This is a genomic window from Clostridium guangxiense (assembly GCF_021043395.1).
In the GTDB taxonomy this organism is placed as follows: domain Bacteria; phylum Bacillota; class Clostridia; order Clostridiales; family Clostridiaceae; genus Clostridium_S; species Clostridium_S guangxiense.
This window is the reverse complement of sequence record NZ_JAJNKE010000029.1, coordinates 1-12481: the sequence shown is the minus strand read 5'-3', so window position 1 is coordinate 12481 and position 12481 is coordinate 1. Positions and strand designations below refer to the sequence as shown.

At 29.8% G+C, this 12481-nt stretch carries 12 protein-coding genes; 11 read left to right on the top strand and 1 reads right to left on the bottom strand.

Going from position 1 to position 12481, the window contains the following annotated elements; all coding sequences use genetic code 11:
- Positions 1-24: 24 nt before the first annotated feature.
- Both LQK79_RS14870 and LQK79_RS14865 read left to right on the top strand, forming a co-directional pair.
- Positions 25-1047 carry a LacI family DNA-binding transcriptional regulator gene (locus tag LQK79_RS14870; protein WP_231017063.1) on the top strand — a complete coding sequence of 341 codons (1023 nt, stop codon included), beginning with the start codon at positions 25-27 and terminating at the stop codon, positions 1045-1047.
- A gap of 107 nt (positions 1048-1154) precedes the next feature.
- On the top strand, positions 1155-1910 hold the full coding sequence (locus LQK79_RS14865) for a peptidylprolyl isomerase (protein ID WP_053241587.1): 756 nt from the start codon (positions 1155-1157) through the stop codon (positions 1908-1910).
- A gap of 182 nt (positions 1911-2092) precedes the next feature.
- Here the strand turns inward: LQK79_RS14865 and LQK79_RS14860 are convergent, their stop codons facing one another.
- Positions 2093-2254, bottom strand: a complete 162-nt coding sequence (locus LQK79_RS14860; protein ID WP_198149953.1) for a hypothetical protein — start codon at positions 2252-2254, stop codon at positions 2093-2095.
- 206 nt (positions 2255-2460) lie between these two features.
- On the opposite strand from LQK79_RS14860, the gene LQK79_RS14855 reads away from it, so the two are divergent.
- The 9 genes from LQK79_RS14855 (at position 2461) to LQK79_RS14815 (ending at position 11694) form a co-directional block, all read left to right on the top strand.
- The gene (locus tag LQK79_RS14855; RefSeq protein WP_231017062.1) at positions 2461-3606 is read left to right on the top strand and encodes an iron-containing alcohol dehydrogenase; all 1146 of its coding nucleotides are present in this window, start codon (positions 2461-2463) and stop codon (positions 3604-3606) included.
- 18 nt (positions 3607-3624) lie between these two features.
- Complete coding sequence (locus LQK79_RS14850) at positions 3625-4539, top strand: AEC family transporter (RefSeq protein WP_231017061.1); 915 nt, start codon at positions 3625-3627, stop codon at positions 4537-4539.
- 22 nt (positions 4540-4561) lie between these two features.
- Positions 4562-6214: a M20/M25/M40 family metallo-hydrolase gene (locus LQK79_RS14845; RefSeq protein WP_231017060.1), complete on the top strand. Its 1653-nt coding sequence runs from the start codon at positions 4562-4564 to the stop codon at positions 6212-6214.
- A gap of 14 nt (positions 6215-6228) precedes the next feature.
- Positions 6229-7503 (top strand): aspartate aminotransferase family protein, encoded by a 1275-nt coding sequence (locus tag LQK79_RS14840; RefSeq protein ID WP_231017059.1) that lies wholly within the window; start codon positions 6229-6231, stop codon positions 7501-7503.
- A gap of 147 nt (positions 7504-7650) precedes the next feature.
- Positions 7651-8376: an amino acid ABC transporter ATP-binding protein gene (locus tag LQK79_RS14835; protein ID WP_053241585.1), complete on the top strand. Its 726-nt coding sequence runs from the start codon at positions 7651-7653 to the stop codon at positions 8374-8376.
- Between the two features lie 89 nt (positions 8377-8465).
- Positions 8466-9140 carry an amino acid ABC transporter permease gene (locus LQK79_RS14830; protein WP_231017058.1) on the top strand — a complete coding sequence of 225 codons (675 nt, stop codon included), beginning with the start codon at positions 8466-8468 and terminating at the stop codon, positions 9138-9140.
- A 71-nt stretch (positions 9141-9211) separates the two neighbouring features.
- Positions 9212-10054 (top strand): transporter substrate-binding domain-containing protein, encoded by an 843-nt coding sequence (locus LQK79_RS14825; RefSeq protein WP_231017057.1) that lies wholly within the window; start codon positions 9212-9214, stop codon positions 10052-10054.
- 16 nt (positions 10055-10070) lie between these two features.
- A complete protein-coding gene (locus tag LQK79_RS14820) occupies positions 10071-10922 on the top strand; it encodes a dimethylarginine dimethylaminohydrolase family protein (protein ID WP_053241583.1) in 852 nt (283 codons plus the stop codon).
- Positions 10923-11043: 121 nt separating this feature from the next.
- Positions 11044-11694 (top strand): GntR family transcriptional regulator, encoded by a 651-nt coding sequence (locus tag LQK79_RS14815; RefSeq protein WP_053241582.1) that lies wholly within the window; start codon positions 11044-11046, stop codon positions 11692-11694.
- Positions 11695-12481: the final 787 nt, after the last annotated feature.

Sequence of the window (12481 nt, the reverse complement as noted above, 5' to 3'; positions counted from 1 at the left end):
TTGGTTATAAGGATGATGTATATTATGTCAAAAAAGGTCACTATGAAAGATATTGCAGAAAGCTTAAAATTATCGATAAATGCAGTCTCATTAGTGCTAAATAATAAAAGTGGTGTAAGTGAGAAAACAAGATCACTGGTGTTAAAGACGGCAAATGATATGGGATACTTTGATAGAAAAACTAAGTATCTAAATACATTTGCTAGTAAAAATATATGTCTTTTATTGGAACGTAGATTTTTTAAGGATCCATATTTTTATTCTAAAATAATTCAGGGAATAGAAGATGAAGCTAAAAAAAATAGCATTACTTTAATAGTAAATTTTATTGATCCTGAAAATTATTCCATTCCAATTTGTGTTCAAGAAAAGAAAACATCAGCGGTTATAGCATTGGGCAATATACCAAATCAATACATTGCAGACTTAAAAAAAATGAATTTACCGATGGTTTTAGTTGATAACACTTCTTTTATGGAAAATGTAGATAGTATAGTTTCCAATAATAGTTTTGGAACATATAAAGCTACTAAATATCTCATAGATAAGGGGTTTAAAAATATAGGTTTTTTTGGAGATTTGGATTATTCTATTAGTATTAAAGAGAGATATTTTGGATATAATGAAGCATTAAAAGATTTTATGGTAGCTAAAAATATAAATGAGTATACAGGTAGATTTTCAATAACAAGGAATTTGGAGGAATTCGTAATAAAGAGTGATGTAAAGTCTATAATAGAAAAATTGTCTAATATAAAAGAAATGCCAGAAGCCTTTATATGTTCCAATGATAGTGCGGCAATTCAATTAAGCAATGCATTAAATACATTGAAATATAAAATTCCAAAAGATGTTTCTATTATAGGATTTGATGATACAGTTTTGTGCAATATGGTGATGCCAAAACTAACTACAGTTAAAGTAAATAAGGAATTGATGGGAAGGAAAGCTGTACGTAGATTATTATGGAGAATTAACCATAGAGATGAGCCTATAGAAAGCATAATGATGGAAGTAGAGTTGATTGAAAGAGATTCTGTTAGATAAAAAATCGAAATTGCATATACTTTGGGATTAGCAGTTGAACTGATATGGTTATAATGTTATTATTAATCTAGTTTAACTTAAATTATATGTTTATGAGGAGATAATAAATGGAAGAGAAAATTTTGGCTGTAGTAAACGGAAGAGAAATAACAGAAAGAGAACTTGAAGAAATTGCAGAAAGATTTCCACAAGATAGAAAACAGTATTTTGAAGGGGAAGATGGTAGAAAGAGACTTTTAGATGAAGTTATTTCTTTTGAACTTATCTATGAGGATGCAAAGGATGCAGGACTTGAGAATGATGAAATTTATAAAAAGCAAATAGAAGAAGCTAAGAAACAGATACTTACTCAAATGGCAGTAAATAAAGTCATGAATGAAGTAGCAGTTGCAGAATCAGAACTTGAAAGATATTATGAAGCAAATAAAGAAGTATTTCAGGATTCAGAAAAGATAAGTGCAAAACATATACTTGTAAATTCAGAAGAAGAAGCTTTAAAAATAAAGAAGGAAATAGAAGCAGGAAAAACATTTGAGGATGCAGCTGTAGAATACTCAAGCTGTCCATCAAAAGAAAGAGGTGGAGATCTTGGAGCTTTTTCAAAGGGACAAATGGTTCCAGAATTTGAAGAAGCAGCATTTTCTCAAGAGGTTGGAGTAGTTGGCAATCCTGTAAAAACTCAATTTGGATATCACTTAATCAAAGTTGAAGACAAAATACCACCAGCACCAAGAGATTTTGAAAGTGTAAAAGAAGCTATAAGAAAAAGGTTAATGCAGGAAAGGCAAAGCATGAAGTACACTTGGTATATTGATCAGCTTAAGAATAAATATAAAGTTGAAATGAAAGATGCTGCGAAGTAACAGTACTTTGTAGCATTAAAAAAATTCTATAAATCTAAGGTAAAAAAATCGTAAAATCCTAAGATATTTCAATAACTCCCTATCGGTCAAACAGATTGAAATATCTAAGTATTTTACGATTTTTTTACCAAGATTTTTAAGGTGTAAGGGTTATTGATGTAATTTAATGTAACAGGATATTCTTAGTTATCATTATTTTTAGACTTTTCACTTATGTAAATATCAAGTGCTTTGATTCCTCGATTGGCGAGTTTAACAAATAGTACGAATCCGTAAATTCCCATAACTAATAAAACTAGAATAATTATTAGATTAATAAATGTGAACATAGCAGTAGCTTGCATAGTAATCCCCCTCTTAATTTGCTTTATATACAAATATTTTACATGATTTATATAAATCACACAATATAAAATTAATATTGCAAAATAATATCAAATATGATAGCATATTAATAAAATGTATAAGAAAAAAGTAACAATATATTAAAACAGCTATATAAATTTTACACACAATTGTATACAAATACAAATACAAGGGGGAAGCAAAATTGAAAAAATTAATTTTTCATGGAAATGCAATTGTTACAGGCAGAAACTCAATAGAATTTTTAAAAAATGAAAATTTTAATAAGGTATTTATAGTAACTGGTGGAAAGTCAATGTTTAAAAATGGAACCATAGATAAAATTACAAAAATTTTTGAGGATAAGGGCTCAGAGGTATTTGTACATGCTGGAGTGTCTAAAAATCCAGATACGGAAAGCGTAATAAGTGGATTAGAGGATATGAACAAGTTTAAACCTGATGTGGTAATTGCTGCAGGAGGTGGTTCTCCAATAGATGCAGCAAAGGTTATGACATTATTTTATGAATATCCGAAAATTAATTTTGGTAATGTATTTGATATATCAATACCTAAAAAGAGAAAAAATACAGCTTTTATAGCGATTCCATCTACATCTGGAACTGGAACTGAAGTGACTCAGGTATCGGTAATAACTTTTAGAGAGAAAAGTCTTAAACTTGCGATAAAAGCTGAAAGTTTGATACCAGATCTTGCAATACTTGATCCAGCAATAACTATGAGTATGCCGGATAACATAGCAGCAGAAACAGGAATGGATGCTTTGACTCATGCGGTTGAGTGTTATACAAATAATAATCTTGATGACTTTACAGAAAGTATTGCAAAGGGAGCTATTGAAGGTTTAATAAAATATCTTCCACTTTCGTATAAAAACAAAGATATTGAAAGCAGGGAAAAAGTACATAATTTTCAATGCATGGCTGGATGCGCTTTTGCAAATGTTGGACTTGGCATGGTTCACGGAATTTCTCATGCTTTTGGAGGAAGATATAATTTGGGCCATGGACTTACAAATGCCATAGTACTTCCTTATGTTCTTCAATATAATTCAAGAAATATTTTAGTAAGCGATAAGCTTAAATACCTTTCTAAAGTTATAGGAAGTAAAGACATAATAGACGAGATAAAAAATTTAAAGAAGGTTTTAAATATACCTGTATCTATTAAAGAAGCTGGTATAAATAAGGAGACATTTGAAAGAGATATTGAACTTTTAGTTTCTAATTCTATGCTTGGTTCTACTAAGGTAAATCCAGTCTCAATTTCAAAAGGAGAAATGAAAAAAATGCTAATACACATATATGAAGGAAAGGATATAGAAGTATAAATTTATGGGGCTTTAATTATGAAAACTTTATATGTATTTAGGCAAATTTTAGTTTTGTTTTTAATAATGGGAGTTGGGTATTATTCAGCTAAGGTTAAAATACTTGATGATAATGCAACAAGCTGCATTTCAAATTTTATAGTTAGTATTACACTTCCACTAATGATATTAACTTCCTTTAATATTCAATATTCTAGACAGATTTTTTTAACTATAATAAAAATTTTAGTGTTTTCGATAGCAACATTTATTTTTTCCATGGGATTAGGCAAATTGATTTCATTTAAGTTTGGATATGGGAAAAGGAATATACTGATGTTTGCTGGAATGTTTTCCAACTGTGGCTTTATAGGATTCCCAATTTTAAAAATAATATATGGTTCTAAGGGAGTACTTTATACCTCTATATTTAATTTGGCTTATAACGTGTTTGTATGGACTATCGGAGTATTGATTTTAGATAAAAGCAAAGGAAACTTGAATTACAAAACAATATTTTTTAATCCCAATATAATGGCTGTTGCTTTTGGAATGCTTTTTATGTTTCTCTATATAAAAATTCCATATACTATAAATTCAGCTTGTAACCTTGTAGGATCTATGACAGCACCGCTTTCAATGGTGGTAATTGGATCTATATTAACAGAAATTCAGTTTAGAGATATTTTTAAAGATTGGTCTCTTTATTATATTTCAATTTTTAGGCTTATTATAATACCTTTTATTATTTATTGTGTATTAAAGCTTATTAAAGTAGATGATTTTGTAATAGGGGTAATAGTAATTTGCGAAGCAATGCCAGCTGCTACACTTTGTCCAATACTCGCCAAAAGCTATAATGAAAATTTTAAGTATGCTTCAAAAATAGTATTTGTAACAACAGTTTTATCCATAATTACTATACCAGCTGCGATTGTACTTTTGAAAATATAGAATTATTTTAGGAGATGATTAAATGAACAAAATAGGCGAAGAAATAGAAAAATTAACTATTGAACTTGTTAATATACCTAGTGTCAATGGCACGGAAGGGGAAGGAAAGCTAAGTAATAAAATATTCAGTTATTTAAAAGAAATTGAGTATTTTAAAAAGCATCAAGATTACATTTTTCAAGTGCCTTTAAAAAATGATAAGTTGGGGAGATCAAATGTTTTTGCACTTTTAAGAGGAGAAAATGGAAGTTCAGGTAGAACAATAATTTTGCATGGGCATATGGATACTGTTGGTGTAGATGATTTTGGGAATTTAGCTAAGTACGCTTTTGATCCTAAAACTTTAATGGAGAAACTAAAGGAAATTGAATTGCCAAATGAAGTAAAAGAAGATCTTGAAAGTGGAGATTGGCTATTTGGAAGAGGAGCATCGGATATGAAAAGTGGTGATGCAGTCCATTTGGTAGTATTAAAAGAAATTTCAAAATTGGTCAGTGAAATAGATGGAAATATACTTTTTATGTCAAATCCAGTTGAGGAAAATCAGCATACTGGGATAATTGAAGCAATAGACGTGCTAAATAAATTAAAAGATAAATATAAGCTTCAGTATGTTATGGCAATAAATAATGATTATATATGTCCTATGTATAAAGGCGATAAAGCAAAATATATATACACAGGAACTGTAGGCAAGCTTCTTCCTTCCTTTTATTTTGTAGGAAAAGAAACACATGTAGGACAATGTTTTGAAGGCTTAAATCCAGATGATCTTGCAGGAGAACTCATAAATGAAATTAATCTTAATGTGGGAATGTGTGATGAATACAAAGGAGAGTATACATTACCACCTTCGGTTTTGAAGTTTACAGATTTAAAAGAAAATTATAATGTTCAAACTCCTTTCTCTGCATTTGCGTATTTTAATTATGCTGTTCATAACGAGTCGCCGAAAAAAACATTAGAAAAGCTTAAAAAGGCTGCAAGGGATGCTTTTGAAAGAGCAATAAAGAAAAATGAAGATAGGTATAAAAAATACTGTGAAATGGTAAAGCAGGAATATGAACCATTAAATTTTGTACCAAAGGTTATAACTTATTCAGAACTTTATAAAGAGGCAGAAAAAAGTTTTGAGGGAGATTTAGATAAGAAAATTGAAAATTACGCAAAGAAACTTTTAAGTGAAAGCGTGGACTCAAGATATATATCACTTAAGATTGTTCAGGAAGTTTTCAATATATGTACCAATAAAAAGCCTTGTATAGTGATTTTCTTTGCTGCTCCATATTGTCCTCATAATACATTGAAAAGTGAAAATGATGGGGAAAAAGAAATTATAGATAAGATAAAAGCCTATACAGATGAACTAAATGAAAGAGAGGAAATAAATGAAGAGTTTAAGATAATGCAATTTTTCCCAAGCCTTTCTGATAGCAGCTATCTTAAAGTAGATGACAATTTTGATGAGCTTTATAGCATAACTTCAAATTTCCCTGGGTGGAATAAAATTTATGGAGTTCCACTTAAAGAAATAAAAAAGCTTAATATATCAGCAGTGAATTATGGCTGCTATGGTAAGGATGCACATAAGTGGACAGAGAGAGTGTATAAACCTTATTCTTTTGAGGTTTTACCAGAATTAATAATGCTTACAATTAAAAAATTATTTAAATAAGGAGTTGATTTAAATTGAGTAGTCTTTATGAAAGAAGTCTTAAAGTTATTCCTCCTGTGGCAGGGAGAGCTACAAAGTTAGGAGTAGTTAAGGGTAAGGGTTCTTATTTGTACACAGAGAATGGCAAAAAAGTTTTGGATTTTGCGAGTGGAGTTGCTGTATGTAATTTAGGACATAATAATGAGGCTGTTGTAAAAGCTGCTAAAGAACAAATAGACAAGCTTATACATGGAGGACATAACGTAGTTTATTATGAGTCCTATGTTAGATTAGCAGAAAAATTAGTTGAACTCACAGGAAACAATACTATGGTTTATTTTAGTAATAGTGGGGCTGAAGCTAATGAAGGGGCTATAAAGTTAGCTAAATATACTACTAAAAGACCAGCAATTATATCATTTAAAGGCTCTTTTCATGGAAGAACATTAGCCACTGCTTCTATAACTGGCTCAAGTTCAGCTTATAGAAAAAATTATGAAGCACTTCTTCCAAGCGTTTATTTTGCAGAATATCCATATTGCTTTAGATGTCCTTACAAGCAGGATAAAGAAACTTGCAGCATGGAATGTATAAAACAATTTGACGATATGTTTAAGAAACTAATAGATCCATACAGCGTTGCAGCTATTATAATGGAACCAATTCAAGGAGAAGGTGGATACATAGTTCCTCCCAAAAGGTTTTTAAAAGCTGTTAGAGATATTTGTGATAAATATGGAATATGCCTTATTTTTGATGAAGTTCAATGCGGTTTTGGAAGAACAGGAAAACTATTTGCACATGAACATTTTGGAGTTGAACCGGATATTTTTACATGTGCTAAAGCAATTGCTTCGGGTTTTCCTTTAAGTGCTGTCATAGGGAAAAAGGAACTTATGGAAAAATGGCCAGCCGGAGCTCATGGTGGAACCTTTGGTGGAAATCCTGTATCCTGTGCTGTATCTCTTGCAACAATAGAGGAAATGGAAAATGGAGCTTTAGAAAATGGAAATAAAATGGGTAAGTATCTTAAAGACAAACTTTTAAAGCTTAAAGATAAATACGATGTTATAGGTGATATAAGAGGCATTGGTTTGATGATTGGTGTTGAGTTCTGTAAAGAAAATAATGAACCTTATGGAGAAATTGTAACGGAAATAAGACAGTTTGCAGTTGAAAATGGTCTTATACTATTGGGATGTGGTACAGATCATAATGTACTTAGGTTTATAGCACCACTAACTGTTTCAAAGGAAGAAATAGATACAGCTGTTTCTATAGTAGATAAGGCTATTAACAATTTGATTTAAAAATAACTATTTAATTTTCAACTTTATTAAAAAATATAATTATTTATTATTAAAGTTGAAAATTTTATTATAAAATGTTATAATTTTAATAATAGGAAAAAGAACGATGCCGATTTAGAAGATTTTTAATATATAGGAGGGGATTTTATGATTGACCTGGTTGATATAAAGAAGGATTTTAATGGCAATGAGGTACTTAAAGGAATTAATTTAACCGTAGAAAAAGGAGAAGTTATTGCAATAATAGGGCCTTCGGGTACAGGAAAAAGTACACTTTTAAGATGCATAAATCAGCTTGAACAGGTTACTAGTGGTGATATTAGAGTTGATGGTAAATCGGTATTTTCTAAGAAACAGAAAAAAAATGAACTTAGACAAAAAATAGGTATGGTATTTCAACATTTTAATTTATTCCCTCATCTTACGGTGCTTCAAAATCTTACTATAGCTCCTGTAAAGATAAAAAAGGAAACTCCCAAGGAGGCTGAGGAGAAAGCACTTGCTTTACTTGAGAGAGTTGGTTTAAAGGATAAAAGTAATTGCTTTCCAAGCAGGCTTTCAGGAGGGCAGAAACAAAGAGTTGCTATTGCTAGAACTTTAGCTATGTCGCCAGATGTAATTTTGTTTGATGAACCAACATCAGCTCTTGATCCGGAAATGGTAGGAGAGGTTTTACAGGTAATGAAGGAACTTGCCAAAGATGGAATGACTATGATTGTAGTGTCTCATGAAATGGGTTTTGCAAGGGAAGTATGTGATAAAGTTGTATTCATGGATGGTGGCAATATTGTAGAACAAGGGACACCAGAAGAGGTTTTTGATAATCCACAAAATGATAGAACAAGGGAGTTTTTGAGAAAAGTTTTAGTGTAAAGGCAATTAAAATCTTATTGTGACTATATTTTAAAGTTGTATACAAATACAAATTCAAATACATAAAACATTTTATCGAGGTGAAAAGTATGGGATTATTAAAATATTATAATTTATTTATACAAGGTACTAGAAATACAATTATTTTATCCATTATTACTGTATTAATAAGTATAATTATAGGACTTATACTAGCGCTTATGAAATTATCAAAAAGTAAAATAATTAAGGGGATTTCTACAGCTTACGTTTCAATTATACGAGGTACTCCATTATTAGTTCAAATATACATTGTATTTTATGGATTGCCTGTGTTGGGGTTTAAACTTCCAAGTATTCAAATAGCTGGAGTTGATTTCTCAAGATTTGCTTCTGGCATTATAGCTTTTTCAGTCAATACTTCAGCTTACATATGTGAAATAATAAGAACTGGAATACTTTCAATAGATAGTGGTCAAAAGGAGGCTGCTGAATCTTTGGGCTTCAATTATAAAATGTCTATGAGATTTATTATTTTGCCTCAAGCACTTAAAAATATTCTTCCTGCTCTTGGAAATGAATTTATAACTATAATAAAGGAGTCATCAATGATTTCAATTATAGGAGTTCCTGATTTAATGTATGTTGCGGATACTATAAGAGGAATTACATATGATCCTTTCTCTGCACTTATAGTTATAGCAATAATCTATTTTGTCATTACATGTATACTTACAACTCTTTTAAGAAAATTTGAGAAAAGATTAAGAGCGAGTGATGGGTAAAATATGAACATTATAAACAATTAATTTGCAAAATTTTTTTAATATTATAAAAATTATGAGGAGGAAAAGAAATGAAAAAGCTTTTTAAAAAGACTCTACTAGTTGCTTTAGTAGGAATATTAGCATTATCTGCAGCAGGATGTGGAAGCAGTACGGCTTCATCTACTACTTTATCATCAACACCGACTATTGATAAAATAAAGAAAGCGGGCAAGCTCGTTGTTGGAACAGCAGCTGACTACCCACCGTATGAATTTTATACTGAGAACAATGGAAGCACAAAAATATCAGGATTTGATATGGAATTAGCTAATGCTGTAGCTAAGGATCTTGGAGTAAAGCTAGAAATTAAGGATATGAAATTTGATGGATTACTTCCAGCACTTAAAACCAACACTGTAGATATGGTTATTGGAGGAATGGCACCTACAGAAGAGAGAAAAAAGAGTGTTGATTTTTCAGAACCATATTACAAGGCAAAACAGTCTGTTTTAATAAGAAAAGAAGATGAAAATAAATATAAAACAGTTGAGGATTTAAAAGGTAAGTCTATAGGTGCACAAAAGTCAAGTACTCAAGAGCAAATTGCTCAAACAGAAATTTCAAATCCAAATTTAGTATCAATTCCTGTGTTTACTGACTTAATAATGGAACTTAGAACTAAGAAAATAGATGCATTAGTATGTGAAAATACAGTAGCCAAGCCATATACTATAAAATATGACAATTTAAAAATAGTTAATATAAATTTTAAAAAGAGTGAAAAAGATACAGCAATAGCTGTAAATAAGGGAAAATCAGATTTAGTTAAAAGATTAAACAAGGTTATTGATGAACTTATAAAAGAGAATAAAATAAATACTTGGATAGATAAGTATAGTACCATAGCAAGTAAAGGAATAAAGGAACAATAGTTGCGGGGGTAATATAATGGATAAATGTTTCGTTAGGAATTCTACAGGAGTTTTAAAGAAAGTACTTATGTGTCCACCTACTTATGCAAAACTTCAACCAATAAACGAAGTTTCAAGAAAATGGATAAGTAAAAGCTGCGAAATTAATAGAGATGTATGTATAAAGGAGCAAAATGAACTTATTCAGGCTTACAAAGTAAATGGAGTAGAAGTAGTTATGATGGAACCTTGCAGTGAACTGACAAATGAAGTCTTTGCAAGAGACTTTGGGGCATGTATAAAAGAAGGATACATTTTAGGAAAGTTTAAAGAAAAGATCAGATGGGGAGAAACTGAAGCTTATGAAAATAAGTTAAAAGAACTCGGAGTACCATGTGTGGCAAAATGTAAAAAAGGCTATTTTGAAGGTGGGGATTTTTGGTTTTTAGATGATAAGACTCTTGCAATAGGAACTATAGCAAGAACTACTGAAGAAGGAATAGAAGACATAAGACATCAAATAGGAAAGTATGGATATGAAATAATATCGGTTAAAGCACCGGAAAAATATCTCCATCTTGATATGTGTTTTAATGTAGTAGCTGAAAAATTAGCGATTATATGTAAAGAGATTTTTGAAGAAAAATTTATAAAAACGTTAGAAGATAAAAACTTCACACTTATAGATATAGATAAAGAAGCTATACTTAAACATGGATGTAATGTACAAGCAATTGGAAAAGACAGAGTAATTTCTTTTAAAAATAATAAAATTGTCAATGGTAAGCTTAGAGCTCATGGAATTGATGTGATAGAAGTTAATTTAAAGGAAATATTTAAGCAAGGTGGAGGAGCACATTGCATGACATTTCCACTTGTAAGGGAATAATATTGGATAAAAGATTTAATGTGAAAATTTATTTTAGCATTAAATCTTTTATTTTTAATGCTAATATGATAGTATACATGTACAAATACAAATATGAAAATATTGAGGCTAAGGTGATAAAATGAGTAAACTACCACAGATAGGAATGAAAACTTCATTAACAGAAAAGGCTTATGAAACAATTAAAGATGCTATTATGACTAATGTTTTTAAGCCAGGAGAATTACTGATAGAAGAAAGTTTAGCAGATCAGCTTGCAATAAGTAGAACACCTTTAAGAGCGGCTTTAAAAAGGTTATCTTATGAACATCTTGTAGATATAAATTCTTCAAGAAATGTTATTGTGGCGAATATAGGTGAAAAAGATGTTGAAGAAATAACTGTTGTAAGAGAAGTACTAGAACCTCTTGCAGTTAAGCAGCTTGAAGGAAATATAAAAAAAGAGGAAATAAAAATACTTGAGCAAATACTTAAAAATGAAAAGGAAGCCGCAGCGGGCAATACCTATAAAGAACTTATAAAAATGGAATATGAATTTCATGTGTCTATAGGTAAGTTTACATATAATAAATGGCTTTATGAAATGGTCAAGGATGTAAATACAATAATACAGAGATATCTTATTTTATCTGGAAGCTTAAATAAATATAGAAAAGTTGCTATTGAAGAACATGAAAATATAGTATCCCAAATAAAAGGTGGAGATTATTTGGGCGCTGAAGAAAGTATGAGGATTCATATAACTAATGTATCAAATAGAATGTTTAAATAAGTTATTTTACAAAGCAATTAATGATGATACAGTTTTTTTTGAGTTACTTAATAATCTTTAAAATTTATTGATTTTTGAAATATATCCATAAAATAATATAATTGGTTGGTTTTTAACTATAATACGGTAAAATTGTTTTTGGTAAATGTTTTAAAAGCGGCTGATTTTACGAATAAGACAAGCGATTCAACTATAAAAAAAGTTAGGAAAAGCTTTATTTTTAAGGATTTTTATACCTATAAACGTTAATAATATAGATAATATTGCTATACATATGAGTAAATAATTTTCAAATTTTACGGTTAAGTCACTTGATACATTGAAGAACATTTCTTTACAGATGAAATAAAATTCCACCGCATAAAGATAAACTTTGTATATAGATGGCATTCTATATTTGACCTACACATGAGATTTTAACTTTGCCATTATTAATATTAATAAATCCTTTCTTCTTTAATGTTTAAGTTTACTCTGTTCTATAATTTATAAAAGTTAAATGTTGCCAAAAAGCTTTTTCTTGATTTTAAACTTCTAGGTTATTTGTCTTTATTAAGATTATATGATATTCTTTGCTTGTAGAAATTAAAAAAGTTTAAAGCCTTAGAAATATTTAGTGATTCGCGGTTGGAAAATAGTTAATTTATATATTATTGCACAAAATTAAAAAATAATACAAAAAAATAGTTGACACATATGCGTAAAGGTGGTATTATAAATAAGCTGTCTCGTGCAGCACATTGAACTTTGAAAATTAAACAGAGAAGAATTAAGTAAACCAGCAATT

Coding starts and splice junctions, on each gene's coding strand:
- LQK79_RS14870 (WP_231017063.1), top strand. CDS start 25: ATGTCAAAAAAGGTCACTATGAAAGATATTGCAGAAAGCTTAAAATTA.
- LQK79_RS14865 (WP_053241587.1), top strand. CDS start 1,155: ATGGAAGAGAAAATTTTGGCTGTAGTAAACGGAAGAGAAATAACAGAA.
- LQK79_RS14860 (WP_198149953.1), bottom strand. CDS start 2,254: ATGCAAGCTACTGCTATGTTCACATTTATTAATCTAATAATTATTCTA.
- LQK79_RS14850 (WP_231017061.1), top strand. CDS start 3,625: ATGAAAACTTTATATGTATTTAGGCAAATTTTAGTTTTGTTTTTAATA.
- LQK79_RS14845 (WP_231017060.1), top strand. CDS start 4,562: ATGAACAAAATAGGCGAAGAAATAGAAAAATTAACTATTGAACTTGTT.
- LQK79_RS14835 (WP_053241585.1), top strand. CDS start 7,651: ATGATTGACCTGGTTGATATAAAGAAGGATTTTAATGGCAATGAGGTA.
- LQK79_RS14830 (WP_231017058.1), top strand. CDS start 8,466: ATGGGATTATTAAAATATTATAATTTATTTATACAAGGTACTAGAAAT.
- LQK79_RS14825 (WP_231017057.1), top strand. CDS start 9,212: ATGAAAAAGCTTTTTAAAAAGACTCTACTAGTTGCTTTAGTAGGAATA.
- LQK79_RS14820 (WP_053241583.1), top strand. CDS start 10,071: ATGGATAAATGTTTCGTTAGGAATTCTACAGGAGTTTTAAAGAAAGTA.
- LQK79_RS14815 (WP_053241582.1), top strand. CDS start 11,044: ATGAGTAAACTACCACAGATAGGAATGAAAACTTCATTAACAGAAAAG.